Origin of the sequence: Rhodococcus sp. JVH1 (genome assembly GCF_000280725.2) — a bacterium.
GTDB lineage: Bacteria > Actinomycetota > Actinomycetes > Mycobacteriales > Mycobacteriaceae > Rhodococcus_F > Rhodococcus_F jostii_A.
In genome coordinates this window covers 4,810,701-4,835,850 of record NZ_CP166289.1, presented here as the reverse complement: position 1 = coordinate 4,835,850, position 25,150 = coordinate 4,810,701, and the positions used below count along the sequence as shown (strand labels likewise).

At 67.5% G+C, this 25,150-nt stretch carries 21 protein-coding genes and 1 pseudogene; 5 read left to right on the top strand and 17 right to left on the bottom strand.

The window, feature by feature from the left end; all coding sequences use genetic code 11:
• Positions 1-82 precede the first annotated feature (82 nt).
• A pseudogene (locus JVH1_RS22315) lies at positions 83-1,446 on the bottom strand (SLC13 family permease).
• A gap of 197 nt (positions 1,447-1,643) precedes the next feature.
• On the opposite strand from JVH1_RS22315, the gene JVH1_RS22310 reads away from it, so the two are divergent.
• Entirely contained in the window at positions 1,644-2,339 is a 696-nt protein-coding gene (locus JVH1_RS22310) for a FadR/GntR family transcriptional regulator (RefSeq protein ID WP_043779461.1), read from the top strand.
• Positions 2,340-2,345: 6 nt separating this feature from the next.
• Here the strand turns inward: JVH1_RS22310 and JVH1_RS22305 are convergent, their stop codons facing one another.
• From JVH1_RS22305 to JVH1_RS22295, 3 genes are read right to left on the bottom strand one after another with little or no spacing between them, the layout of a single operon-like run.
• Positions 2,346-3,527 (bottom strand): CaiB/BaiF CoA-transferase family protein, encoded by a 1,182-nt coding sequence (locus JVH1_RS22305; protein ID WP_009475697.1) that lies wholly within the window; start codon positions 3,525-3,527, stop codon positions 2,346-2,348.
• A complete protein-coding gene (locus JVH1_RS22300; RefSeq protein ID WP_009475698.1) occupies positions 3,524-5,239 on the bottom strand; it encodes an acyl-CoA dehydrogenase family protein in 1,716 nt (571 codons plus the stop codon). The genes JVH1_RS22305 and JVH1_RS22300 overlap by 4 nt, the downstream gene beginning before the upstream one ends.
• Positions 5,236-6,603 (bottom strand): MFS transporter, encoded by a 1,368-nt coding sequence (locus JVH1_RS22295; protein ID WP_009475699.1) that lies wholly within the window; start codon positions 6,601-6,603, stop codon positions 5,236-5,238. The genes JVH1_RS22300 and JVH1_RS22295 overlap by 4 nt, the downstream gene beginning before the upstream one ends.
• 136 nt (positions 6,604-6,739) lie before the next feature.
• Between JVH1_RS22295 and JVH1_RS22290 the strand changes: the two genes are divergently transcribed.
• On the top strand, positions 6,740-7,630 hold the full coding sequence (locus JVH1_RS22290) for a LysR family transcriptional regulator (RefSeq protein ID WP_009475700.1): 891 nt from the start codon (positions 6,740-6,742) through the stop codon (positions 7,628-7,630).
• Positions 7,631-7,649: 19 nt separating this feature from the next.
• Here JVH1_RS22290 and JVH1_RS22285 read toward each other — a convergent pair whose 3' ends face one another.
• Together JVH1_RS22285 and JVH1_RS22280 are read right to left on the bottom strand one after the other, a co-directional pair.
• Complete coding sequence (locus JVH1_RS22285) at positions 7,650-8,489, bottom strand: CoA ester lyase (protein WP_009475701.1); 840 nt, start codon at positions 8,487-8,489, stop codon at positions 7,650-7,652.
• An 87-nt stretch (positions 8,490-8,576) separates the two neighbouring features.
• The gene (locus JVH1_RS22280) at positions 8,577-10,025 is read right to left on the bottom strand and encodes an aspartate ammonia-lyase (RefSeq protein ID WP_009475702.1); all 1,449 of its coding nucleotides are present in this window, start codon (positions 10,023-10,025) and stop codon (positions 8,577-8,579) included.
• A gap of 117 nt (positions 10,026-10,142) precedes the next feature.
• Between JVH1_RS22280 and JVH1_RS22275 the strand changes: the two genes are divergently transcribed.
• Both JVH1_RS22275 and JVH1_RS22270 read left to right on the top strand, forming a co-directional pair.
• Positions 10,143-11,504 (top strand): dicarboxylate/amino acid:cation symporter, encoded by a 1,362-nt coding sequence (locus JVH1_RS22275; protein ID WP_009475703.1) that lies wholly within the window; start codon positions 10,143-10,145, stop codon positions 11,502-11,504.
• A 152-nt stretch (positions 11,505-11,656) separates the two neighbouring features.
• Complete coding sequence (locus tag JVH1_RS22270; RefSeq protein ID WP_009475704.1) at positions 11,657-12,298, top strand: GntR family transcriptional regulator; 642 nt, start codon at positions 11,657-11,659, stop codon at positions 12,296-12,298.
• Positions 12,299-12,305: 7 nt separating this feature from the next.
• On the opposite strand, the gene JVH1_RS22265 is transcribed toward JVH1_RS22270, so the two are convergent.
• The 4 genes from JVH1_RS22265 to JVH1_RS22250 all read right to left on the bottom strand — a co-directional run bounded on the left by JVH1_RS22265 (position 12,306) and on the right by JVH1_RS22250 (position 17,682).
• Positions 12,306-14,585 carry a glycoside hydrolase family 3 C-terminal domain-containing protein gene (locus JVH1_RS22265; protein ID WP_009475705.1) on the bottom strand — a complete coding sequence of 760 codons (2,280 nt, stop codon included), beginning with the start codon at positions 14,583-14,585 and terminating at the stop codon, positions 12,306-12,308.
• A gap of 107 nt (positions 14,586-14,692) precedes the next feature.
• Positions 14,693-15,895 carry a cytochrome P450 gene (locus JVH1_RS22260; RefSeq protein WP_043779475.1) on the bottom strand — a complete coding sequence of 401 codons (1,203 nt, stop codon included), beginning with the start codon at positions 15,893-15,895 and terminating at the stop codon, positions 14,693-14,695.
• Positions 15,896-15,925: 30 nt separating this feature from the next.
• Positions 15,926-16,897, bottom strand: coding sequence for a PDR/VanB family oxidoreductase (locus tag JVH1_RS22255; protein WP_009475707.1), 972 nt, complete (start codon positions 16,895-16,897; stop codon positions 15,926-15,928).
• A gap of 101 nt (positions 16,898-16,998) precedes the next feature.
• Positions 16,999-17,682, bottom strand: coding sequence for a TetR/AcrR family transcriptional regulator C-terminal domain-containing protein (locus JVH1_RS22250; protein ID WP_009475708.1), 684 nt, complete (start codon positions 17,680-17,682; stop codon positions 16,999-17,001).
• Between the two features lie 102 nt (positions 17,683-17,784).
• On the opposite strand from JVH1_RS22250, the gene JVH1_RS22245 reads away from it, so the two are divergent.
• Positions 17,785-18,795 (top strand): NAD(P)-dependent alcohol dehydrogenase, encoded by a 1,011-nt coding sequence (locus tag JVH1_RS22245; RefSeq protein ID WP_009475709.1) that lies wholly within the window; start codon positions 17,785-17,787, stop codon positions 18,793-18,795.
• A 1-nt stretch (position 18,796) separates the two neighbouring features.
• Here the strand turns inward: JVH1_RS22245 and JVH1_RS22240 are convergent, their stop codons facing one another.
• The 7 genes from JVH1_RS22240 to JVH1_RS22210 form a co-directional block, all read right to left on the bottom strand.
• Positions 18,797-18,952 carry a hypothetical protein gene (locus tag JVH1_RS22240; protein WP_009475710.1) on the bottom strand — a complete coding sequence of 52 codons (156 nt, stop codon included), beginning with the start codon at positions 18,950-18,952 and terminating at the stop codon, positions 18,797-18,799.
• A 155-nt stretch (positions 18,953-19,107) separates the two neighbouring features.
• Positions 19,108-19,860, bottom strand: coding sequence for an IclR family transcriptional regulator (locus tag JVH1_RS22235; RefSeq protein WP_009475711.1), 753 nt, complete (start codon positions 19,858-19,860; stop codon positions 19,108-19,110).
• Positions 19,861-19,887: 27 nt separating this feature from the next.
• A complete protein-coding gene (locus JVH1_RS22230; protein ID WP_009475712.1) occupies positions 19,888-21,525 on the bottom strand; it encodes an ABC transporter permease in 1,638 nt (545 codons plus the stop codon).
• Entirely contained in the window at positions 21,522-22,451 is a 930-nt protein-coding gene (locus JVH1_RS22225; protein ID WP_009475713.1) for an ABC transporter ATP-binding protein, read from the bottom strand. Before JVH1_RS22225 ends, JVH1_RS22230 begins: the two co-directional genes overlap by 4 nt.
• Before the next feature lie 8 nt (positions 22,452-22,459).
• A complete protein-coding gene (locus tag JVH1_RS22220; protein ID WP_009475714.1) occupies positions 22,460-23,164 on the bottom strand; it encodes a TetR/AcrR family transcriptional regulator in 705 nt (234 codons plus the stop codon).
• Between the two features lie 48 nt (positions 23,165-23,212).
• Positions 23,213-23,593, bottom strand: coding sequence for a hypothetical protein (locus JVH1_RS22215; RefSeq protein ID WP_009475715.1), 381 nt, complete (start codon positions 23,591-23,593; stop codon positions 23,213-23,215).
• A 138-nt stretch (positions 23,594-23,731) separates the two neighbouring features.
• The gene (locus tag JVH1_RS22210; RefSeq protein WP_043779466.1) at positions 23,732-24,349 is read right to left on the bottom strand and encodes a hypothetical protein; all 618 of its coding nucleotides are present in this window, start codon (positions 24,347-24,349) and stop codon (positions 23,732-23,734) included.
• Positions 24,350-25,150: the final 801 nt, after the last annotated feature.

Here is a 25,150-nt window from a genome sequence, read left to right as displayed (position 1 = left end):
ACATCTGATCCGACCGATGTCAAGAGGTGAAAATCGATGCAACGACGCGGGGAGGCACGGCCGGTCGCCTACCCGCCGACCGTCAGAGCCAGCCGGGCACCACGAAAATCGCCCAGGCCACGAGTGGCCCGACGGCCACGACGAGGGCGCTGTACTTCAGGATCTGCTTGTAGAAACGGTCTCGACCGACGTTCTGCGCGTTCGCGAGGACCAGCGCTCCGTTGGTCGAGAACGGGCTGACGTCCACGATGGTCGAGGAGATGGCGAGGGCGACGATCACGCCCACCGCGCCCACCTCGCCGGCGAGGAGGAAGGGGACGGCGAGCGGAATGGTCGCCCCCAGAATCGCCGTGGACGACGCGAATGCGGAGACGATGGCGCCGATGTAGCAGAGCAGAAGGGCGACGAGGAGAGGCATCCCCAGGCTGGCCACCGCGTTTCCGACGTACTCGACGGTGCCCGCCTCCTGCAGGACCCCCACGAAGGTGAGCACACCGCCGATGAGCAGAACCGTCGACCAGCTGATCTGAGCGATCGCACCCTTCTGCGCCTTCGGCGAAGCGAGCGCCAGGATGACGGCCACCGTCATCGAGATGAATCCCACGTCCAGGTCGAGGATCAGCGAGAACACGGCCAGCGCGGCGAGGCCGAGCAGGGTGAGAGCCTGATCGAACGTGACACCGGAGCGTGCGGGTGTGTCCGCGAGGGTCGACGTCGGACGCACCTTGGTCGCGGTGGCCCCTCCCGACCCCGAGTCACCCCCGGTCGCGGGCGCTCCTCCGCCCGAGCCACCGGCACCAGTTCCTTCGGTGTCCTCGGCGTCGTCGTCGTGCACGCTGCGCCCGATCAGGTCCCGACCGCCCAGGAAGACGAACAGGAGCACCCCGATAGCGGCGTTGAACAGGAGGCTTCCGAGGAACAGGGTGAGCGGGCTGTTGGTCAATCCCGCCTTGGACGCGATGTCGTTGACCGTGACGCCGTAGATGCTGATCGGCGAGAATCCGCCCGCCTGCGCTCCGTGGACGACCATCATGCCCATCAGGAGAGCGTTGATCTTGTAGCGGGCGGCGAAGCCGAGAGCGATCGGCGCGACGATCGCGACGGCGGCGGGGCCGAGCGCGCCGATAGAGGTGAGTACCGCCGTGATCCCGAACATCACCCAGGGGATCAGCGCGACACGGCCGCGGACCAGCCGGACCGCCCCGCGGACCATGAGGTCGACGGTCCCGTTGTTCTGGGCGATCGCGAAGAGGTAGGTGATGCCGACCAGCGTCAGGAACAGGCTGCTGGGGAATCCGGCGATGATGTCGTCGCTGCTCATGTGCAGCGACGACATCCGACGAAGAAGGCGGCAACGAAGCCGAGTGCGCCCATGTTGACGGGCAGCACGGTCGCCGCCAGGAACATGACGGCGAGCGCAAGTATGGGGATCAACTCGGTCGACATGAAAAGTCTCCGGTTCTGTGGCAGTGGCAACTGGTCTCGACCGCCGCCGGCGAGCAAATTGACTCAGTGGCAGATTGGCCTAGCCACTTCATGGAAGCAGTGTCGTGGATCACTGTCAACAGGAAGTGTGCGTGCGGTTACATGCCTGTGCGAGATACCGTGGAGTAGTTTCAGTGGAATGGAGAGTGGGTGGCCCAGTGGCTGAGCAACTGCGTCCGGTAGCACGACCGCGGCTGTACGAGGTGATCGTCGAACAGCTCTGCGCCCATATCGCCGACCACGAGATGACGCCGGGCGACCGCCTCCCCGCCGAGCGTGAACTCGCCGCTCAGCTGGGTGTGAGTCGCGCTTCGCTGAGTCAGGCGCTCGTCGCCCTAGAGGTGCAGGGTGTGGTGTCGGTCCGGCACGGAGACGGTGCCGTGCTCGTCCGCCGCCCCATCGAGGAACGAGCGGTCAAGGCGCTGCGGGAGCACGCCGACCGCCTCCCCGAGGTGATCGAGGCCCGCGAGGCACTCGAGGTCAAACTTGCCGGGCTCGCCGCCGAACGCCGGACGGACGAGGAGATGGCGGCGATCGATGCCGCCCTCGCGACGATGGAAGCCGAGATCGCCGCGGGCGATCGCGGCGTCGTCGGCGACGAGCAGTTCCACGAGGCCATCACCGTCGCGGCGCACTCGTCACTACTGGCCAAGTTGATGCACGAGATTTCCGGGCTGATCCGGGAGACCCGGATCGAATCCCTGTCCCAAGCAGAACGCCCGCGGGCCTCGCTCGAAGGGCACCGCCGCATTGCGACGGCGATTCGAGACCAGGACTCCGCGGGCGCTTCCCGTGCGATGGCCGATCACATCCGGATGGTGTCCGACGTCGCGCTGCTGCGCGAGGGCGGATAACCGGGTCTACCCGCCGACCACCGACTGCGGCCGGTGGGCACCGAGGATCTCGTCGGTGTCGGCGCCGAGTACCGGCGGCGCGGACGTCAGATGCGGGCGCTCGCCTGCGAAACTGACCGGGAATGCGATCTGCTGCAGGCTGCCCAGCGTCGGGTGGTCGACCGTGCCGATCATCCCCAGCGCGGCAGTGTGCGGGTCCGCGTAGATCTCGTCGAGGTGCCGGATCGGTGACACGGGCACGGCGTGCGCGGCGAGTGTGTCGCACCATTGCTCCACGGTGCCCGACGCGAAGGCCGACGACAGTTCCCGCTCGAGATCGCCACGATTCGCCACGCGGTCACGGTTGCGCTCGAATCGCGGGTCGGTCGTCAGGTCCTCGCGTGCGATCGCGGAGCACAGGCTCCCCCACTGATTGTCGTTGCCCACCGCGACGACGAAGTATCCGTCGCTCGCGGGAAATGCTTGATACGGAGCGAGATTGGGATGACCGGAGCCCAGCGCGCCGGGACGCACGCCGGTCGCGAAGTAGTTGGTCGCCCAGTTCACGTGCAGGGCGAGCTGGCATTCGAACAGCGACGTCGTCACGTACTGCCCTCGGCCGGTCCGCGACCGCTCCACCAGGGCAGCGAGCACGCCGATCAGACCGAAGAGCGCCGCCCCCAGATCACCCATCGCGAATCCTGCCTTCATCGGCGCCCCGCCCGGCTCACCGGTGAGCGACATCAGCCCGCCTGCGGCCTGCGCGATCATGTCGTAACCCGGTTCGTCGCGCAGCGGACCGGCCTCCCCGAACGCGGAGATGTGCAGCACGACCAGATGCGGGTACCGCTCGGACAGCGTCCGGTAGTCGAAGATCCGCTGCAATCCGCTGCCGGGCTTGAAGTTCTCGACTACGACGTCGGTCTCCTCCAGGATGCGATGGATGACGTCCTGTCCCTCTTCCGATTTGAGGTCGACGGTCACCGACTTCTTGCCCCGGTTGATCGCGAGGTAGTACGTGGCGTCGGGGCCGACGAACGGCGGACCCCACGACCGTGTCGGGTCGCCGCCGTCGGGGTGTTCGACCTTCGTGACGTCGGCGCCGAGGTCCGCGAGCGACATGGTGGCGTACGGTCCGGCGAGGATCTTGGAGAGGTCCAGCACCCGCACACCCGCAAGGGGCGCCGGACCGGTGTGGGTGGTGTTCACAGGAGAACTCCTGTCGCAGAGTCGGATCGGGGTGCGGTGGCCTGCGCGGCATCCGCCGCGACATCGGTGCCGTCGACGACGGCCGCGAGGTGGTCGAGGGCAGCCCTCGGGAGGTTCCCGGTGTCGCCGGACAGGTAGGCGTTCGCGACGAGCAGCGACCGGTAGCCGCTGCCCGAGGTGATCGCGAAGTCGGCGAGGTCGTAGAGCAGGGTGGCCATCGCCGCGCGGGCCAACTCGTTCGCGTAGCGCGCGCATCCGGCCTGCGCGGTGTCGTCGTCTCCGGCGACGAGCAGATCGCCTTCCTCGACCAGGTCGTCCCAGCGCCGGCGGAGAACATCGGCGCCGGTGCCACAGTCGGGTCCGAGTCCGGCGAGGATGCCGTGCATCGTGTCCGCCAGCCGGCGATGCGCACCGAGCTTGCGCATGCACCGCAGCACGTCCAGGGCGATGACGTTGCTCGAGCCTTCCCAGATCGACCCCAGATGGGCGTCGCGGACCAGGCGGGCGTGGGCCCATTCCTCGATGTAGCCGTTGCCGCCCCGCACCTCCATGGCCTCGCCGGTGACGATGCGCGCCCGCTTGCAGATGTAGTGCTTCGCGAGCGGGGTGAGGACCCGGATCAGGGCATGTGCGGAGTCGTCGCCGGCATCCGCCGCCTGCAGGCACTGCGCGCTGTAGGCCACCAGGGCGAGCGCCGCCTCGGCGTCGAGGGCGAGCGGCAGCAGGGTTGCCCGCATCAGGGGCTGGTCGAACAGGGCCTTGCCGAACACGACCCGCTCCCGAGTGTGGTCGACGGCGTCCCGCACGGCTCGTCGCATCAGCGCGCTCGACCGCATCGCGTTCGACAGCCGCGACGTGTTCACCATCTCGGCCATCTGCCGGAACCCGCGGTCGAGTTCGCCGACCTGTTGGGCGTACGCACCGGTCAGCGACACCTCGCCGCTGGGCATCGAGCGGGTGCCGAGCTTGTCCTTCAGCCTGTCGATCGTGTAGCTGTTGCGCTCGCCGTTCGCCAGAACCTTGGGCACCATGAACATTCCGACACCGCGGGTGGACTGGTCGTCGCCACCGGGGAACCGGGCGAGGGTCACGATGACGTCGGCGTCGGGATTGGACGCGAACCACTTCTTCCCGGTCAGCCGCCACGCGTCGCCGTCACGCACGGCCCGGGTCTCCGTGCGGGCGATGTCGGTGCCGGCCTGCGGTTCGGTCATGAACATCGCACCGGTCATCGCGCCGTCGGGGGCCGTCGACGTCAGTGCGTCGATCCACGGTCCGAACACGTCCGGGTCGCCGAACATGCGCAGCGTCCGGGCGGCGGCATCGGTCATCGACACCGGGCACGCCAGCCCGAATTCGGCCTGCACGAACACGTACGACGCGAGGTACTTCACCAGGTGCGGTGGGACGTCGTCCCAGCCGTGCAGGCCGCCGCGATGCGACAGTGCCGACAGTCCGTATTCGCTGTAGGCGGCTCGGCACAGTTCCTGGTAAGAGGGGTGGTACGCGATCCGGTCGATGCGTTCGCCGTCCCGGTCGAACTGCTGCAGCACCGGTGGATTCTTGTCGGCGGTGGCGGCGAGGGCGTCGAGCCGGTCGCCTGCGTCGGCGCCCAGCCGGTCGAGCAGGGTGTTCAGCTTGTCGCGCTCCGATGGTGCGGTCCACCGGTCGACGACGGCGCGCAGGGCGGGATCGGTGTGAGCGAAATTCATGAGCGGGCAGCATCTTTCCGGGTCGAGGTGTGTTCGGGACGGGGCTCGGCGTCGGTCCGGTCCGAGCGGGCTTTGCCGCGGCGGAGCAGCAGTGTCATGCAGGCGAGCGAGAGCACGACGTAGCCGAGCCCGAGGGCGACCACCGGCCAGATCGAGTCGGTGTGGGTGAGCAGGAACTGGCAGAGCATCGGGGCGGTTCCGGCGAAGATCGCCGTCGACAGTTGATACGACAGCGAAATTCCGGTGTAGCGGACGTTGGTCGGGAAGACCTGGGCGAGGATGCCGGCGAGGGCGGCGTAGTACATCGCGTGCGGCGCGGTGGCCAGCACCATGCCGAGCATGGCCAGGGGCACCGACCCGGTCTGGACGAGGAGGAACATCAACGGCAGCAACACGAGTTCGGGCAGCAGCATCCACCGGACCGCCCGCGACGGATCGATTTTCGTGGCCAGCACGGCGCCGAACGGCTGCACGAGTACCTGCGCGACGAGCGCGATCGTGATCACGAGCAGGAAGTCCCCGCGGTCGAATCCGAGGTCGGCGGTGGCCCACGCGAGTGCGAACGTGGTCTTCACGTAGGTGATGGCGACACCCGCGACCACGGCCCCCACGCCGAGAACGAGTTCGACCGGGTGCGAGCGCAGCACCTCGACGAGCGGCATCCGGGTGCGCTCCTGGGCGACGACGGCCTTCTTCATCTCCGGCGTCTCCGAGATCCGCAGCCGGATGTACAGCGCGACGACGACGAGGGCGGCGGACGCGAGGAACGGAAGACGCCAGCCCCAGGACTCGAACACGCTGTCCGACAACAGCGTCAGCGCCAGGAACGCGAGGGTCGCGAGCAGATTGCCGACGGGCGAACCCTGCTGCGCGAATGCGCCGTACAGCACCTTCTTGTTCGGTGGCGCGAATTCGGTGGCGATGAGCACGGCACCACCCCACTCACCGCCCATCGCGATGCCCTGGACCACGCGGAGCGCGACGAGGAGTACGGGTGCCCAGATCCCGATCTGCGAGTAGGTGGGGAGGCAGCCGACGCCGACCGTTCCGATCCCCATCAGGATCAGCGTGATGATAACGGCGTTCTTGCGTCCGAACTTGTCGCCGAAGTGGCCGAACACGATCCCGCCGAGTGGGCGGGCCACGAAACCGATCGCGAACGTCGCGAATGCAGCGAGGGTGCCCACCGCGGGCGAGGCGTCGGGGAAGAACAACCGGCCCAGCACGAGTGCGGATGCGGTGCCGTAGATGTAGAAGTCGAACCACTCGATGGTGGTGCCGACGAACGCGGTGACACCGGCCTTGCGGGCCTGCCGCGTGCTGTATTCGGGTGGTGCCGCGTCGCGGCCGGGATTCGGATTCACGGTTCTCCCTGACTTTCGTGGGGCGTCACGCCGACGCAGAGGTGGTGTGCATCACTATGATCGGGATTCCGTGTAGAGTCCAAGACTTAATTCAGCTTATTTAGGTGATTCAGACACATAGTCCCGGGGAGGGGTCGTGGAACTCCGTCACCTGCACGCGTTTCTCGCGGTCGCGGAAGAACTGCATTTCGGGCGGGCCGCCGAGCGTCTCCACGTGGCGCAGTCCCCGCTCAGCCAGACCGTGCGGGCCCTCGAACGGGAACTGGGAACCGATCTGTTCGTCCGCACCACCCGCTCCGTGCGGCTCACGGCCGCGGGCGAAGCGCTGGTGGGTCCGGCCCGGACCATCGAGGCGCAGGTCGGGATCGTGAAGGGCATCGCGCAGGCGGCTGCCGCCGGGGAGACCGGCCGCGTCACCGTCGGCTTCGGCGGCGCGGGCGGCTACACGGTGCTGTCCGTTCTCGCCCGCTCCCTCGCCGACGCCTACCCCGGCATCGAACTGGACCTACGCCCGCAGATGTACTCCGGTGAGGTGCTCGACGCCCTCACCCGCGGAACCCTGGACATGGGCATCGTGGGGTTGCCGGTCCCGCGGGGCTTCGCCACCCACACCGTGCGCGTAGAGGCACTGATGGTGGCGGTCCCGGCCGGGCACCGCCTCGTCGACGCGGGTGCCGTCGTGCCGCAGGAACTGGCGAGCGAACGGTTCGTGATCTACCCCGCCGAACACGGTTCCGTGGTCCGCGACGCCACGCTCACCCTTTGTGCGGCAGCAGGATTCGCCCCGGTCGTCGCACACGAGGCGCCCGACCCGTACAGCCTGCTCGCAATGGTCGGCGCCGGGGTCGGAGTCGCCGTCGTAGTGGATTCGACGGCACACCTCGCGATGGACGGTGTCGAATACCTGCCCATCGCCGGCGACGCCCCCACCCTCCCCATAGCCATGGCCTGGCAGGACGCCAATCCCTCACCTGCGGTGCAGACGGTCACCCGGGTACTGCGCGAGGTGATCGGGGAGGTCGGGTAACCGCTGCACGGCGGGAAGCTCAGGCCGACACCGAGAAGACGTCGGCCAGGTGGGTGATTCGCAGGGCACTGGCGAGCTTCGGGCGATCGCTGCCGTCGGCGATGTTCTCACCCTGCGCGCCGAGGTGTGCGATGACCTCGGCAGCCCAGGCCACATCGCTCTGCAGCGGGGACAGTTCGCGGTTGACGATCGCGGTGTGACCGACATGCATGCAGAGCTTGCCGGTCATGCCCATCGACCTGGTGACGGCCAAGGCCTCGGACAGATCGGGCTCGCCTGTCAGGCACGGGCCGTCGATGGGACCGGGGAGGTCGGCCGCCCGACTGGCGACGACGAGCCGTCCCCGCGCGTAGGCCAGGGCGTCGGGGTCGGCGCCCGCATTGGTGTCGCGGCGGAAGTCGCCGGTGCCGAATGCAATTCGGGTCGTGGCGTCGGCCGAGGCGATGTCGAAGGCGAATTCGACGCCACGCGCCGATTCGACCAGGGCGAGGATGGGGATGTGGGGCAGCTCGGCAGCCGTGCGATCGATGTGGTCCGCGGATTCGGCCTTGGCGAGCATCACGCCGCTCAGTCCCGGGAGCCCCCGGATCGCGTCCAGATCAGCGGTCCAGTCCGCGGTGGTGACGTCGTTGATGCGCACCCACCCGGTGCCCCCACCGGCGAGGAAACGCGCAACGGCCTCGCGGGCTTGTGTTTTCGAGGACGGAACGACACCGTCCTCGAGGTCGAAGATCACCGCGTCTGCCGCCGAGTTCGTGGCTGCGGCGAACTCGTCCGGACGTGAGCCCGCGACCAGGAGCCAGGAGCGCGCATGTGTCGCGGGGACTATGGCGGCGTGTGCCGACGATGTGAGGGTCATCCGATTCTCGTTTCCTCTCGATGTGAACTTCTACTCGGGCAAGGACTGCGCTGTCCTGTATTCGAGGTGCTGGGTGTGAAGCGTCGATCAGTGCGCGGCGACACCGGTGAGATGGTCGAGTGCGGAGAATTCGCTGTCCACGGTGGGCGCGGTGAGCAGACCGGCGAGTCGCCGGGGGGACAGGATGTCATCGACCTGCGCGCGAGTGAGCAGACCGTCGTCGACGGCGAGGTCGCCGACGTAAGCGCCGGTCGCCAGGGCCCTCTTGGCGATATCCGCGCTGGCCGCATAGCCGATGAACGGCGAGAGCGCGGTGACGATGCCGATCGAGCGCCGAACACCCCGCTCGAGATGGTCGCGGTTGGCGGTGATCCCGTCGACGCACTTCACCGCCAGGGTGTCCGATGCCGCGGCCAGGTGCGTCGTCGAGCGCAGCAGGCTGTAGACGATCACGGGTTCGAACGCGTTGAGCTGGAGTTGCCCACCCTCGGCGGCCATCGTGACCGTCAGATCGTTGCCGATCACCTCGAACGCGACCTGGTTCACCATTTCGGGGATGACCGGGTTGACCTTGCCGGGCATGATCGACGAACCGGCCTGGGCCGGAGGCAGATTGATCTCACCGAGCCCGGCGGTCGGCCCGGAGGAGGTGAGCCGCAGATCGTTGCATGTCTTGGACAGTTTCACGGCGACACGTTTGAGGATTCCGGAGACCTGCACGAATGCTCCGCAGTCCTGGGTTGCCTCGATCAGATTGCCGGCCGGGACGACCGGTTCACCGGTCAGCTCGCGCAGGTAGTTGCAGGCGAGCGCGGAGTACTCGGGATGTCCGTTGATCCCCGTGCCGATGGCGGTGCCGCCGAGGTTCGATTCCAGCAGCAGAAGCGCTCCCTCGGAGAGCCGGGCGCAGTCCTCGTTCAGCATGATCGAGTAGGCGGCGAACTCCTGCCCGAGGGTCATCGGTACCGCGTCCTGCAGCTGGGTGCGACCCATTTTGACGATGTCGTCGAATTCGATCGACTTGCGCTCGAACGACTCCGCGAGCCGACCGAGCGACGCGATCAACATTCGGAGGTGCTCGACCAGCGCGAGCTTGATCGCGGTCGGGTACACATCGTTGGTGGACTGCCCCAGGTTCACGTGAGCGAGGGGGTCGAGTTCGGTGTAGGCGCCGCGCCCGAACCCGAGGATCTCGAGTGCGCGGTTCGCGATGACCTCGTTGACGTTCATGTTCGACGAGGTGCCCGCTCCGCCCTGGATCGGGTCGATCGGAAACTGGTCGAGCAGTGCCCCGGCGCGAATTTCCGTGCACGCGGCCACGATCGCTTCGGCCCGCCGGTCGTCGAGGAGACCCAGGTCCCGGTTTGCCAGGCAGGCAGCTTGTTTCACGGTCGCCAACGCCGCGACCAGTGCCGGGTACTGACCGATGGCAGACCCGGTGATCGCGAAATTGTCCATCGCCCTGGCGGTGTGGACGCCGTAGTACGCCCCCGCCGGTACCGCCAGATCTCCGATCGAATCGTGCTCGATCCGCATATCGCTGTCGCTCAACTTATCCACCAACACCCAATTCGCCGTTCTACTTGACAGGGACTATGACGTCGATCACTGTTGTCGAACAGTACACCACATCCAATATATTGGAGCCGTTGAATGACGACAACCCGAGCCATCCCCGCTGACTCCGCAACAGCACCCGAGGACGCCGACGCGTCTCGCACACCACGCAGGTGGTGGAAGTTCTGGAAGCTGCCGATCGGCGTGCAGTCACTGATCGCCGTCGGCGTCGGCGCACTCATCGGCACGTTCGCCCCCGCCGTCGGCGAGCAACTCAAACTGGCCGGCGACGTGTTCCTCAACCTGGTTCAGATGATCGTCGTCCCCTTGGTCTTCCCGCTCATCGTGCTCGGCATCGCGCGCATGGATTCGGCGAAGAAGGTCGGGCGCATGGCCGCCAAGGCGATCCTGTATTTCGAGGTCGTCACCACGATCATCCTGCTGATGGCCGTCGCGCTTGCGAAGCTGCTCGACATCGGTTCCGGCGCCCCAGTCGCCGGCGCCGACGGTGCGTCCGTCGAGACCCTCGAGCAGGGCATCGACTTCCACGAACTACTCCTGCACGCTGTTCCCAAGAACGTCTTCGCCGCCTTCGCGGAGGGGAACCTGCTGGCAGTGATCGTGTTCGCCGGGTTCGTCGGCGTCGCACTCGCCGCGATCGGTGAGCAGTCGAAGCCGATGACGTCCGTGCTCGACTCACTCGCCGGCGCGATGTTCAAGGTGGTCGGTTACGTCATTCGCCTCGCGCCCCTCGGGGTCCTGGGCTTCATCAGCTATGACGTCGCGCACTACGGGTTCGGGAACCTATCGAGCCTGCTCGGCTTCCTCGCCGTCGTCTACGTCGGTATGGCGATCATCCTCGGCGTCATCTTTCCGATCATCGCCGCGATCTTCCGCGTCGAGTACGTCACCATGCTCAAGGCCATCGGAAATCTGGTCGGACTCGCGTTCGTCACCCGCAGCTCCGAGGCAGTGCTCGCGCCGCTACTGCTCAAGCTCGAGGGGCTCGGCGTCAGCCGCTCTACGACCTCGTTCGTCGTGCCGCTCGGCTACTCGTTCAACACCGACGGCTCCGTCCTCTACCAGGCTGTCGCCCTGGTCTTTCTCGCCAACGCCTACGGCATCGACACCTCGATCCCCACCCTGCTGCTGATGGTCGGGGTCCTGGTCATCTTGTCCAAGGGCATGGCCGGCGTTGCCTCCGCCTCGATCGTGGTGCTCATCGCGGCGGGTAACACCATCGGCCTGCCGGCCGAAGCCGTCGCGCTCCTGCTGGGGGTGGACTTCATCGCCGACATGGCCCGCACCGCGGTCAACGTCGTCGGAAACTCCCTCGCCGCGTCGGTGATCGACAAGTCCGAGGAGAAAGCCGAGGCGAAGGCCGGTCGGTCCGCCGAAACGCCTGGCGACGACCTCGGCGACAAGGTCCTCGCCGGGCGACACAACGCGGATGGGTAGCGGGGGGCCCGGACGATGGACAGTCGACGAAGGCATTCTCGGTATCCTCGCGACAAGGCACCAGGCACTCACCCACGCGGCCCCTGGGAACGTGCGGCGTGCAGAGTACAGTATCCAGTATGTTGCGTGATAATCCGGTGGAGCGCCCCCGCATGAGCGACGTCGCGTTCGAGCGGATCTGCGACGCGATCGTCACCGGTGAGCTCGCGCCCGGATCCAAGGTCAAGGACAGCGAGCTGGCCGAACATCTGGGGCTGAGCCGCACCCCGGTGCGCGAGGCTCTGACACGGCTGATCGACACCGGACTCGTCGAGGCGAAACCCGCCGCCTTCACCCGGATCACACCGCTGAACCGGGCCGATGTCGAGGCAACGCTGGCGGTGATGGAGGTCCTGGATCAACTGGCCGTCAAAACGGGGGTGCCCAACCTCACCGACGACATGATCGACGTGATGCGCACCGCGAACGACGACCTCGCGCAGGCGATCAAGACCGACAACATCGGTGCCGCACTCGCCGCGGACGACACCTTCCACGGCGTCATCGTCGACGCCGCAGGCAACCCACTGCTCAAACGGCTCATGCACCAGGTGCACCCGCAGATCCACCGGATCTACTACCGCAAGTTCTCCAGTCTCCGCGGCTGGCAGGACGCCATCGAACACCACGACAACCTGATCACCCTGTGCGCGGCCCGGGACGAAGCAGCGGCCGCCGAAATATCGTCGCAACACCGACGGTTCCTCGGCGGCCTGATCGGCGAACTCTTCGACATCGACGAGTCCTCCTCGTAACCAGCCGCTACGAACGGCCGCCGCGGGCATGATCGGTCATCACCCGCGGCGGCCGTTCGGCGCGCCGGACCAAGGCATCCAACTGCTCGGTGCCGATCGGGCTGCCGGGGAATGCCGCGACGCGGTTCAGCGGCATCGACGCGGCCATCCGCAGCAGTGACGGGTCGTCGAACACGCCCGACCCGGCGGTCTGCGCCAGCGCCGCCCCGAGAATCTCACTCCCCACCGGATGCGCCAGCCATTCACCGATCGTGGACTCCGCCGTGAGCACCGGAAGGGGTGCGTCACCCCCGACCGTCACGACCACCTCCCCGCGCAGGTCCCGCGACGAGGCGCCGACCCACACCCGATAGTCGCCGCCTTCGACGACCCACCGCGACAGCGCCGCATCGAAGTACGCCAGGTCCTCGAACGGAATCGGGATCCGGACGGATTCGCTCGCACCGGCCGCGATGTCGACGTTCGCGAAACCTTTCAGCTCGCGAACCGGCCTGGCCACTGCCGAACCGGGGACACCGACGTACACCTGGACCACCTCACGTCCGTCCCGGGGCCCGGTGTTCGTGACCGTCAGCGCAACCTCGACTCCGGCGGCGGTCCGTGTCGCGGTGGGGGCGGAATAGTCGAAGCTCGTGTACGAAAGGCCATGCCCGAAAGGGAAACTCACCGCCACGTCTCGACTGTCGTAATACCGGTAGCCGACGAACAGGCCTTCCCCGTACCGCACGTGGCCCGCCTCGCCCGGGAAGTCGAGGTACGCCGGGGTGTCCTCGAGTCGAACGGGAATCGTCTCGGCCAGCCGGCCCGACGGGTTGACCACCCCGAAGAGCACGTCGGCGACGGCTCCCCCACCGGCCTGACCGAGGAGCCAGCCCTCCACGATCGCGGGGACTCGCCCGGCCCGACCCGACAGTCGCACGACGCTGCCGTTGGACAACACGACGACGACGCGCGGGTTGGCCGCGAGCACCGCGTCGAGCAGTTCGGTCTGCGCCGCGGGCAGTTCGATGTGTTCCCGGTCGATTCCCTCCGACTCGTCCTCAGCGGGGAGCCCGAGGAACACGACGGCGACATCGGCGGAGGCGGCCAGCGACACCGCCTCGTCGACCAGTAGACCTGTCGCGCTGCCGGATTCATCGAGTGAGTATCCGGGCGCGAACGTGATCTCGGGGCCGACGGCGATCGTCCGAATCTCGTCGAGAGCGTTGTCGAGGCGGGTCGGGACGACCTGCGAACTGCCCGCACCCTGATAGCGCGGAGTGCGTGCGAACTCGCCGATCACCGCGATCCTCGTGTTCGCTGCGGGATCGAGCGGAAGGATTCCGTCGTTCTTCAGCAGCACGACACTGCGGCGGGCGACGTCACGGGCGAGGGCGTGGTGGGCGTCGCGGTCGTAGTCGGCGGAGGTATCGAAGTTCGACCGCACCTTCTCGACCAGCGCGAGCACCCTTTCCACCGCAGTGTCGAGTGCGGACTGCGCGAGGGCACCGGACTCGACCGCGGCGACGATCTGGGCGTCGGTGACCCCGTTCGTCGACGGCATCTCGAGATCGAGCCCGGCGGAGAGCGCGGCAACCCGATTCGACACGGCACCCCAGTCGGAGACGACGAGCCCGTCGAAACCCCATTCGCCGCGGAGGACGTCGGTGAGTAGCCACCGGTTCTCCGACGCGTAGACGCCGTTGATGCGGTTGTACGAGCACATTACCGTCCACGGAGCCGCGTGCTCGACCACGTGCCGGAACCCGCGAAGGTAGATCTCGTGCAGGGGCCGCGCGTCGATGTCGGCGCTCACCCGGAGCCGGTCGGTCTCCTGGTTGTTGGCGGCGAAATGCTTCAGCGACGCGCCGATCCCCCGTCCCTGCAGTCCGTCGACGAGGGCGGCACCGAGCCGGCCGCTCAGAATCGGGTCTTCGGACAGGTACTCGAAGTTGCGGCCGCAGAGCGGTGAACGCTTGATGTTGATACCCGGCCCCAGCAGGACCCCGACGCCCTCGGCTTTCGCCTCGTCGCCGAGGGCCCGACCGACCGTCTCGAGCAGGTCCGGGTCCCAGGTCGAACCCAGCGCGACCGCCGGCGGGAAGCACGTCGCGGGTACGCTGTCGCCGATGCCGAGGTGGTCGCCGCCGCCGGTCTGCTTCCGCACCCCGTGTGGGCCGTCGGTGAGGTAGATCGAGGGGACACCCACCCGGTCGAGCGCCTTTGTCTCCCAGAAGTTCTCACCGCTGGTGAGCGAGGCCTTCTCCTCGGTGGTGAGCGCGGTGGATGCGGACGAACGAGTGTCCATGGTCCCTCTCTCCGTGGCGGCCGGGTCGGGAGCATCGTATCGGTGGGACCGTCGGATTCGTGCGACTTTCCGCCGTGCCAATACATACGTACGTATGGTTTTCGCGCCTAGGGCAGCCGCACCTTGACCGGCACGGATTCCCACGACCGCAGCGTGTTGTTGAGGTGCCGGTGAACCGGCCCGGCAATCTCCAGTGAGTGCACCCGCGAGGCCAGTGCCGTCAGGAGCGCCTCCGATTCGAGCCGGGCGACGTGCTGGCCGACGCACTGGTGAATTCCCATCCCGTACCCCACGTGCCCCGACGGGTTGCGGCCGAGATCGAATACTTCCGGGTTCTCCCACCGGCGGGGATCCCGGTTCGCGGCGCCGAGGAACATCAGGATCTTCTTGCCGTCCGGGATGGTCGCGCCGCCGATCTCGGTGTCGCGGGTGGCGGTGCGGAAGAACGTCTGGACCGGCGACTCCCACCGGACCGCCTCGTCGAACGCCGTCCGGGCCAGCGTGCCGTTCTCGCGCAGCCTCGCCCACTGGTCCGGATGCGTCGCGAACGCGTAGAGCACGGCCGCGAGTCCGTTGACCGTGGTGTCCACCCCCGCCGTCAGCAACGAGCGCACGACGAGCGGCGCCTGCTCGTACGTGATGTCGCCGCGGTCCGCCGCCGCCCAGATCTGCGCACCGAAACCGTCGCCGGTGAGCGCGTCGCGGGCGCACTGCGCCTTGACCCAGCCGGACAGTTCGGCCACCCGCGGCGCCCCTTTCTCCACCAGACCGTTGGCGGGACCGAACGCATTGAATGCGTGGTCCCCGTACGGCAGCAGGTTCTCCCGTCCGGCGTCGGGAATGCCGACGGCATCCGGAAAGACCCGCAGCGGGAACGCGGCGGCGAGGTCGGTGACCGCGTCGAATTCGGTTGTGTTCGCGAGCAACTGGTCGACGAGGGCCTCCGCATCCTGAATCCACGCTGCCCTGAGTTTCTGCAGCGCGCGGGGGCCCAGAATCTTGCTCAGCACCGCCCGCGGAGCGTCGTGATGCGGCGGGTCGGCCTCGAGCAGGATGCTCGGCGGACGCCACGGGGTCTCGTACCGGAAGTTGCTCAGGCCGACCCCGGCAGCGGATTGGAACGACTGCCAGTCGGTCAGCGCGGCATGGACCTGCTCGTAGCGGCCCAGCGCGAAGACGTCGTACCGCCGCAGGTACACGACGGGGCCGGCGTCCCGCAGATTTGCCTGGAACGGCAACGGGTCCTGCAAGACATCGAGGGCGAACGGGTCGGCGTCGCTGACGGGCAACGCGGGAGCGGGGGCGAACATCGTCACGGTGAGTCCCTTCGGGTGGGTGTGTCAGAGGTCGAGCACGAGGCGGTCGGAGCAGGACCGGGAGACGCAGATGAGCATGCAGTCGCCGGCGGACCGCTCCTCGTCGTCGAGGACCGAATCGCGGTGGTCGGGGGCGCCGGCGAGGACGGTGGTTTCGCAGGTCCCGCACGTGCCCTCGCGGCACGAGGACAGAACGTCGACCCCGGCCGCCTGCACGGCGTCGAGGACGCTGGCGCCGGGCGTCACCGTCAGCGCGAGGCCGGAGCGCGCGAGTTCGACCTCGAACGGTTCGTCGCGCAGGGGCGCGCCGTTGTCCTTCGGCACGAAGCGTTCGGTCCTCAGCGTGCCGACGGGCCAATCCGTGCAACAGTTTTCGACGGCGGCGAGGAGTGGTCCGGGCCCGCAAACGTAGACCTTCGCGTCGGCGGCGTCCGCGGCGAGATGCGCCGACAAGTCGAGGTGGCCCTGCTCGTCGCGAGGCACGACGGACACCCGGTCGCCATAGGCGGCAAGTTCGTCCCGGAACGCCATGGACGTGCGGGTGCGGCCGCCGTACAGGAGTTGCCAGTCGATTCCCATCAGCTCCGCCTGACGGACCATCGGCAGCAGCGGGGTGATCCCGATACCGCCGGCGATGAACAGGTACCTCGGTGCGGGGACGAGCGGGAAGTTGTTGCGCGGACCGCCGACCCCGACGAGATCACCCTCCGCGAGTACGTCGTGGACGTACGCCGACCCGCCCCGGCCCGCCGATTCCCGCAGCACCCCGACCCGGTAGCTGTACGCGTCCCACCGGTCGCCGCACAGCGAGTACTGCCGCGTCAGCCCGTTCGGAAGCAGCAGGTCGATGTGGGCCCCCGGCGCCCAGTCCGGCAGGCGCCGCCCGTCGGGGTGACGCAAGGTCAGCGCGACAATACCCTCCGCGACAACCTCTTTGACGACAACCTGTAGCGCCGCGTTCGCTGGCGCACCGGAAGAAACCGGGTTCTGTGGCATCTCGACTCCTCGATCTCGCGTTTGTTCGAGGATCTTCCGAGCCGGGGGTGAGCCGCCAGATCATTTTCAATAGTTGAAAGTCGAGATGTAACCAGGGTCACTCAACTGGGCAGAGACGGTCCGCCTGCCCGCTCGAGTCCGTCGAGAATCAGGTCGAGTCCGTATTCGTACTCGTCACCGAAGTCGTATCCGGGTGCCATGGCGTGCTGCGTCACGAACTCGGTGAGGTGGGGGTACTCGTCGGCCGGGACGCTGCCGAGGATCGATTCCGCCACGTCGGTGAGCTCGTCGGAGGAGCCGAACGGCAGGCTCGTCTCCTGCATCGCGAAGCCGTAGATGTAGCTGTCCAGGGCCGAGAATGCATGCGCGGCAAGCTCGATGGAGAATCCCGCTGCCCGCAGAATGCCCAGCACCGCGTCATGGTGCCGGAGCGTCGCGGGGCCGGGGGTTGTCCGCGATTCCATCAGGACGGTGGCCCAGCGGTGCCGTGCGAGCACGTCCCGTACGGAGATAGCGCGCCGGCGCATCGCGGACTTCCAGTCGCGACCGTTCGGCGGCAGGTCGATCTCGCCGAAGACGACGTCCACCATGCCGTCGAGGAGGTCGTCCTTGTTCTTCACGTGCCGGTACAACGACATCGCCTCCACCCCGAGCGTCTGCGCGATCCGGCGCATCGTGAGTGCCTCGACGCCGCTGTCGTCGGCGAGGGCGACGGCGGCGTTCAGGACGCGCTCCCTGGTCAGGGGGACGCGGGGTTCTGCCTTCGGGTCGGTCTCGGCCGTCATCGCACATTCTCCATCGGCATAGTTTACGTTGTAAGCACTAGTTTACGTTGTAAGCGTACGCTCTAAGCAGACGGTCGATCCGCCATCCGAATGGAGTCCGACATGGAGTCACCGACCCACGCCGACAGCCGCATGAAGGCCGTCGCCCAGGACGTCTACGGCCCGCCCGAGGTCCTCGAACTGCGGGACGTCGACATACCGGTTCCTGCCGACGACGAGGTGCTGGTCCGAGTGCACGCGGCGGGTGTCGATCGCGGTGTGGCACACCTCGTGACCGGTCTCCCATATCCGTTGCGCCTCGCGGGCTACGGCCTCCGCCGGCCCAAGGCCGCTGTTCCCGGGATGGATCTGGCCGGACGCGTCGAAGCGATCGGTCGCGACGTCACAGGATTCCGCCCCGGCGACGACGTGTTCGGCATCGGCGCCGGAACCTTCGCGGAGTACGCGTGCGCACCGGCGGCAAAGCTCGCGCACAAGCCCGCCGATCTGACGTTCGTGCAAGCCGCGGCGATCGCGATCTCCGGGCTGACGGCGCTGCAGGGTGTGCGCGACCACGGCAGGGTCACGGCGGGGCAGGCGGTGCTGATCATCGGCGCGTCCGGCGGCGTCGGCACGTTCGCCGTGCAGGTGGCCAAGGCGTACGGGGCGGAGGTCACGGGCGTGTGCAGCACCGCGAAAGTCGACCTGGTCCGGTCGATCGGAGCCGACCACGTCGTCGACTACACACGCGAAGACTTCACCCGACTCGGGCGGCGCTACGACGTCGTCCTCGACATCGGCGGCAACTCGTCCCTTTCCCGCCTGCGTCGTGTCCTCACCCCGCGCGGCCGACTCGTCATCGTCGGCGGCGAAACCGACGGACGGTGGCTGGGCGGCACCGATCGCCAGCTGCGCGCACTCGCGCTGTCCCCCTTCGTGAGTCAGACACTGTGCGTGTTCGTCTCGAAGGAGGACGGTAACGACCTGCTCGTGCTCCGCGACCTCGTCGAGTCCGGCGACGTCACACCCGTCATCGACCGGACGTACTCGTTGAGCGAGGCCGCCACCGCACTCCGGCGGCTCGTCGACGGTCAGGTTCGCGGGAAGCTCGTGGTCGCCGTGTCCGCCGGCTGAGTTAGGCGGTGTGCGCCCTTCGGCTGATGTCCTTGTCGACGGCGGTGGCGATGTCGTGGACGAGCCGCGAGTGCCAGAGTTTATGTGCCTCGAGGTCCGCGGTGAGCGCGTGGCAGTCCGGGCATTCCCGGGGGCTGGGTTGCGAGGTGCTTTCCATGATGCTGCGCTTTCTGGGAGAAGTGGTTCCGTTTCCACCGTGGCACGGGCGGGGCGGATAGTCCACCGCGCACAGTGTCACAGACATTGGTCAGCCGCCCGCGCAATTGCGTCGGATTCCGGCAAATCCGTGGGAATCTGCCACCTGGGCTTGCCTCACGTCGACGCCGCCGCCATCACGCGGGTGATGCCCTTCGCGGCCGCCTGCAGCGCGGGGATCTGCGCGTACGCCTTCTCGTCGTTCGGCACGATGACCGACAGCGCGGCGACCACCTTGCCGTGGCCGTCCCGCACCGGGACCGCGACGCCCGTGGTGTCCGGGTAGAGGTGTCCGGCGCAGAGGATGTAGCCGTGCCGGCGGACGTCGGCGAGCACTCCCCGCAGCTGTCGTGCGGTGCGAATCGTGTTGTCGGTGTACACCTTCAACGGCTCGCTCAGGATGCGCTCCTGCAGCTCCGACGGTCCGTGCGCGAGCAGCACCAGCCCGGACGAGGACACGTGGAGCGGCATCCGGCCCGCGATGCGCGTGTAGTTGACCACGGCACCCGCTGCCGTGAGCCGCTCGATGAACAACACCTCGTCGCCCTCGAGGACACCGAGCTGAGTGTGCTGCCCGACGACTGCGTGCAGGTCCTCCATGAACGGCATCGCCGCTTCCCTCAGGCCGAGGGTCGGGGACGCCCGCGACGCGACCTCCCACAGGCGGACCCCGATCCGCACCTTCCGGTCCTCACGCTCGAACCAGCCGCACCCCACCAGTTCGTCGATCAACCGCGACGTGGTGGAGATGTGCAGACCGGACCGTCGCGCGATCTCGGACACCGTGAGCAGCGAATCGTCCGAACGGAACGATTCGACTATCCGCACCGTCCGGGCCAGGACGGACTCGCCGGTGTGCACACGTGCCATGCCTTCAGTGTGCACACCGGCCGGCGCTCAGCGCAGGTCGCGCCGCCGGAACGCCGCGACACCCACCCCGATCAGCACCACTGTGATCAGAAGCAGCCACACGATCGGCGTCGCCTCGATCTGCCCACCCGGCAGCTTCGGCGCGTGGCTGAACGGCTCCAGATTCAGCACCGTCTGCGGGAACTGCGCGATCGACCCGACCATGAAGATCAGGAGGAACGCGACGAGCACACCCCAGGCCACCGGCGTGAACCGCGGGACCACACCGAACAGGAGGACCGTCACTCCGGCGAGCATCCAGATCGCGGGAAGTTGCACGAGCGCCGCCCCGATCACGGCGGGCAGGGCTCCCCCCACGTCGCCGATGGATGCACCGTACGTGAGTCCGGCGGCCACTCCGGCCACGATCATCGCGACCGCAGGTCCGAGCATGGCGAACAGGATGTGGCTCGATGCCCACCGGATGCGGCCGACAGAACCGGCCGTCACGGGTTCGAGACGCTGGGCGTTCTCCTCGGAGTACAGCCGCAACGACGCGGAGATCGCGTAGGCCGCGGCGGCGACCGCGAGCATGGTGAACGCGTAACCGATGAACGATTCTTCCAGCGACTGCGAGCCACCCATCCGGGTGATGATGTCCCGGATCGTCTGGCTGTCGCCGACCTGGCCACCGATCCCCTTCGCGGCGCTGCCGATGAGCAGGCCGTACAGACCGAGCCCGGCCGTCCAGGCCGCGAGTGTGCCGCGGTGCATCCGCCACGCCAGTCCCAGAGTGCCGGCGAGCGCCGGCGACGCGTCCGTGGGGCCGGGGCGTTCGGCGATCAGACCGGCGCCGACATCGCGTCGGCGCAGGAGAGCGTATGCCGCCCAGGTGAGTACGAGTGCCGTGACGAGGCTGGGGACGACCACCCACCAGCGTTCGTCGGCATACGGACGGATCTGCAGGTCCCAGCCGAGCGGTGAGAACCACGACAGGGTGCCGGACCCGGCATCACCGACCGCGCGCAACGCGAACGCGATGCCGAGCACCGTAAACGCGACGCCGCGCGCGACACGGGCGCCGGTACTCACCTGCGCCGCAACGGCGGCGACCGCCGTGAACACCAGACCGGAGCAGGCCAGCGACGTCCCGAACGCGACCGAACCGCCCACCGGAAGGTCCCGGGCGAGCAACGCTGCCGCACACAGGATCCCGGTGACGACGGACGCGCCGCCGGCGAGGAGCAGCGCCGCGGTCAGGCCCGAGTACCGTCCGACGGAGGTCGAGTCGAGAAGCTCCGCCCGGCCGGTCTCCTCCTCCGCGCGGGTGTGCCGGATGACCGTCAGAATCACCACCAGCCCGATCAGCGTGTAGTAGATACCGGCCTTCCAGACACCCACCGAGCCGAGGCTGGAGTTGAAGATCGGCCCGTACATGGCGATCTGCGCGGGGCTGGCCGCCGTGGTGGCCGCGAACTCCGCCAGCTGAGCGTCGGAGGTGTAGATGTCGGCGATGCTCGCGACGTACAGCGCGGGCGCGAACGCGAAGATCAGGATCCACAGCGGCAGCGCGATCCGATCCCGGCGCAGGAACAACCGCAGAAAGTGCAGTGTCCCCGTAAAATCCGAGGAAGACACCGGCGCCGGCTCCACGGGCCGGTACCGGGACACCGTTGCGGTACTCATGCCCGCACCTTCTCCACCGCGTCGGACGACGTGGTCGTGCCGTCGTCGATCTCATAGTGCCGCAGGAAGAGTTCTTCGAGGGTCGGCGGCTGACTGACGAGGCTGCGTACCCCGGTGTCGCCGAGCACCCGGATGAGTTCGCCGAGATGTTCGCTGTCGACCTGGCAGTGCAGCGTAGCCCCGTCGAACTCGATATCCGCCACGCCGTCGATGCGGCTCAGATCGCCGGGGTCACCGAGAAGTTCGGCGGTGATCGACGTACGGCTGAGATGCCGCATCGACGCCAGGGTTCCGGATTCGACCGTCCGTCCGGCCCGGATGATGGTGACCCGTTCGCACAGCGCCTCCACCTCCGACAGGATGTGACTGGACAGCAGCACCGTCACACCGCGGTCGCGGGCCTCGGCGACGCACTCACGGAAAACCTGTTCCATCAACGGATCCAGGCCCGACGTCGGTTCGTCGAGCAGCAGCAGGCGAGCGTCGGACGAGAACGCCGACACCAATGCCACCTTCTGACGATTGCCCTTCGAATACGCCCGACCCTTCTTCCGCGGGTCGAGGTCGAAACGCTCGATCAGATCCTGCTTGCGGGTCTCGTCCAGACCGCCGCGCATCCGGGCGAGGAGGTCGATGGTCTCGCCGCCGGACAACGACGGCCACAGGGTCACGTCGCCGGGGACGTACGCCATGTCGAGGTGCAGGGCGACGGCGTCGCGCCACGGGTCGCGGCCGAACACGGTGGCCTCACCGCTGTCGGAGTGCAGGCTGCCGAGGAGGACGCGGATGGTGGTGGATTTGCCGGCGCCGTTCGGCCCGAGGAACCCGTGCACCTCCCCTTCGCCGACCTCGAGGTCGAGTCCGTCCAACGCCCGGGTTCGTCCGAACGTCTTCACCAGGTTGCGCACTTCGATGATCGCACTCATAGCTGCTCCTAGTTCGGGGAGTCGGTATGTTCTGCGGGTGCAGCGCCCGCCTGCGCGGCACCGTCTTCGGTGGCCAGATACGCCTCGAGGGTCGACGAATCCGGCAACAGGCCCTCGGTGTACATCTCGAGGGCGGGCAGCGTGACGTCGGTGGCGAGGTCGCGGATGGCCGTGGCGTAATCGAGCGGAGTTTCCTTGTCGGCACGCATCTGCAGGTAGAGCAGCATGGCACCCACGTTGTAGAGGGTGAGGTAGCGCGCCCGCGCCTTCGGGTTGCGGCTGGGCCGGACAGTTCCGGCCGCCACGCCCATCGCGAGATACTGCTCGGTGTCTTCGACCATGTGCTCGAAGAGGGATTCGCCGAGTCCTCCACCTGCCTGGAAACTGCGCACGATGTACGCGACGAGCGGGGCGTACTGTTCGATCTCGGCGAGGGCGTGCATGGCGCCCGCCGGTCCGGGCGTCGAAATCGCCTCCGCCTTCTGTTCCCGGATGATCCGCAGGACATGCTCGTCGCATTCGGCGCGCAGGCCGTCCTTCGAGCCGAAATGGTGGATCACCAGACCGGGTGACACCCCGGCGGCGGTGGCGATCGCCCGCACTCCGGTACTGAAACCGTGATTGCCGAACACCGTGATGGCCGCGTCGCGCACTCGGGCACGCGTGGTCAGATCGGGTTGCGGGACCTCGGAACCGGCACTGGTTGAACGCATGTTTAATACGCTAAACGCGCGTTCAACCGGGCGCAAGGGGTGAGGGCGTCAGGATTTCGTCAAGGCGGGGAGTCCCGGCTCTGCCGCGTGCCCGGTGAACACGACGCTCGGGCGGGGATACCGATTGCGGGCGCACGCCTCGTCCAGGGCCTCGTCGACGACCTCCCGCAGATCGACACCGTCTGCGCCCTGGAGGACCAGTTCCGTCAGGATCACCCCGTAGTCGCGCCGGACCTGTTCCATCAGCCCGATCGCCTCGTCGACCGCCCCGGGACCGACTGTGCAGCGGAAACCGACCAGCCGCAGTTGTGGCTGTTCCATCACCTCACGCAGCGCGTCCTCGATGCCCGGGCCGAGCGCCGAGAGGTCGAGCACGATGTTCTGCCGTGGCTGCTCGTGCACGAACGGGTGGGGAAGATGAAGCGTCATCGGAACCTCCTCGGGGATTCAGTTCCAGATCTACCCCCGCCACGCGAGGACGCGGCCGTTCTTGACGGCACTATGACTCCGATGGCCGCAATCCTGACGCGGTATTGGCGCCGCGAGGGTCGTGTCGCGCGTTCTTCCCTATGCCGTTGCCTTCTCGACCGCGTCGCGTGTGAGACCGGCCAGTTTCTCGACGTTCTCGGTGGTCGCCGGATAGCCGGCCGAGGTCACCCCGATCACGTACTCGCCGGCGAGCGCGCCGTATCCGATATGCGTGTCCGCTCCCTGGGTCACGGAGCCGGCGAATGCCTTGTCGCCGACGTCGGCCGGCGCCGGTAGCGCCACGAACCCCGGGACGACTTCGCTGTTGTCGATCGCTTGCTCGAATGCGGTCGCGGCTGCGTCGACGCTGGGATATCGATCGACGGAGACGGTTACCCTTCTACCGTCGCCCCCTTCGTAGATCACCATTCGCGTCGCGTCGGGAGTACCGGAAGCAGTGGAGTTCTCACTCGTCGCCGTCTGTTGTTCTATCTCCGGGAAGTAGGTCTGGACGACGTCCAACCCCACCAGAATCTCCTGAGGCAACAGGATCGCCTCGGATGTCGTCGCGTCCTGCTGCGATTCGGCATCGGACTGCGTGTCCTGCTGCCCACACCCACCCGCGAACAGGACGCCGGCCAGGATGATCGCGAGGATGGCGAGAGGCGCGCTACTGCCGATCCTTCGCACTCGGTACCGCTCCGCTCGTTGCACCATGCTCGATACCCCCTGTTGCTCGGGACAATGCCTCGTCGGGTGGCCAACTGGTAGCTGACCGACCGGAACTCGCACGGCATTAATTCTCGCCGATCCGGGCGCCGTGGACACTCACTTCGCTACGTTCGGCCGTTCCGCACGCTCACCGGGGTCGATGCCAGAACGGGTTGTAGATCCAGACACCGCGGTAATCCCACTCGGTCGACCCCGTCGGAATCTTCATCTTGTACAGATCGTGTTCATTCCCGACGTGATCGAACTGGCGACACCAACTCTGCCCGTGAAAGGACGCACACTCGATCGTCCGACTCGTGCCGTACGGACTCAGGATGATCGATTTGCCTGCGTTCGCTCCGAACACCCCGGGATCCAGAGGTATGACGAAGTCGGATGTCCGGTCCTTGTAACCGAACGGGTCGGGATCGACGGGGTCGGCGAATGCCGCCGGCACACAGATGCCCAACTCGCTACTGCGATAAACCTTTTCACTTGCACTCCGTTCACGTTGGGACGCGATCGCCGCATTGACTGAACCACTGCCTGCTCGAGTGTCTCCGCGCGCGCGTCACGGGACGGCGAACGTCCCACCGGCCGGATGGAGAACGGGCCATGGAGAGTTCAGCGTTGCCACCGCTACAACCTGACCGGCTCCCGTTCGTACCTGCCGACCTCCTGACACCCCGCGCGCTGCATCGGGCAACTGCCCTGTACATCGAGAGCCACCGTAGGCCGTTACTGCCGGCGCGTTGGCGGGCAGTTCCGCCCCTTGAAACGGGTTCGGACGACGGTGATCGTCAGGTC

Excerpts from the sequence above, each read along its gene's own strand:
- JVH1_RS22270 (WP_009475704.1), top strand. The coding sequence starts at position 11,657 with ATGAGCGACGTCGCGTTCGAGCGGATCTGCGACGCGATCGTCACCGGT.
- JVH1_RS22235 (WP_009475711.1), bottom strand. The coding sequence starts at position 19,860 with ATGGCACGTGTGCACACCGGCGAGTCCGTCCTGGCCCGGACGGTGCGG.
- JVH1_RS22230 (WP_009475712.1), bottom strand. The coding sequence starts at position 21,525 with ATGAGTACCGCAACGGTGTCCCGGTACCGGCCCGTGGAGCCGGCGCCG.
- JVH1_RS22280 (WP_009475702.1), bottom strand. The coding sequence starts at position 10,025 with ATGCGGATCGAGCACGATTCGATCGGAGATCTGGCGGTACCGGCGGGG.
- JVH1_RS22255 (WP_009475707.1), bottom strand. The coding sequence starts at position 16,897 with ATGCCACAGAACCCGGTTTCTTCCGGTGCGCCAGCGAACGCGGCGCTA.
- JVH1_RS22215 (WP_009475715.1), bottom strand. The coding sequence starts at position 23,593 with ATGACGCTTCATCTTCCCCACCCGTTCGTGCACGAGCAGCCACGGCAG.
- JVH1_RS22250 (WP_009475708.1), bottom strand. The coding sequence starts at position 17,682 with ATGACGGCCGAGACCGACCCGAAGGCAGAACCCCGCGTCCCCCTGACC.
- JVH1_RS22275 (WP_009475703.1), top strand. The coding sequence starts at position 10,143 with ATGACGACAACCCGAGCCATCCCCGCTGACTCCGCAACAGCACCCGAG.
- JVH1_RS22285 (WP_009475701.1), bottom strand. The coding sequence starts at position 8,489 with ATGACCCTCACATCGTCGGCACACGCCGCCATAGTCCCCGCGACACAT.
- JVH1_RS22240 (WP_009475710.1), bottom strand. The coding sequence starts at position 18,952 with ATGGAAAGCACCTCGCAACCCAGCCCCCGGGAATGCCCGGACTGCCAC.
- JVH1_RS22245 (WP_009475709.1), top strand. The coding sequence starts at position 17,785 with ATGGAGTCACCGACCCACGCCGACAGCCGCATGAAGGCCGTCGCCCAG.
- JVH1_RS22220 (WP_009475714.1), bottom strand. The coding sequence starts at position 23,164 with ATGCGTTCAACCAGTGCCGGTTCCGAGGTCCCGCAACCCGATCTGACC.
- JVH1_RS22225 (WP_009475713.1), bottom strand. The coding sequence starts at position 22,451 with ATGAGTGCGATCATCGAAGTGCGCAACCTGGTGAAGACGTTCGGACGA.
- JVH1_RS22260 (WP_043779475.1), bottom strand. The coding sequence starts at position 15,895 with ATGTTCGCCCCCGCTCCCGCGTTGCCCGTCAGCGACGCCGACCCGTTC.
- JVH1_RS22210 (WP_043779466.1), bottom strand. The coding sequence starts at position 24,349 with ATGGTGCAACGAGCGGAGCGGTACCGAGTGCGAAGGATCGGCAGTAGC.
- JVH1_RS22265 (WP_009475705.1), bottom strand. The coding sequence starts at position 14,585 with ATGGACACTCGTTCGTCCGCATCCACCGCGCTCACCACCGAGGAGAAG.
- JVH1_RS22300 (WP_009475698.1), bottom strand. The coding sequence starts at position 5,239 with ATGAATTTCGCTCACACCGATCCCGCCCTGCGCGCCGTCGTCGACCGG.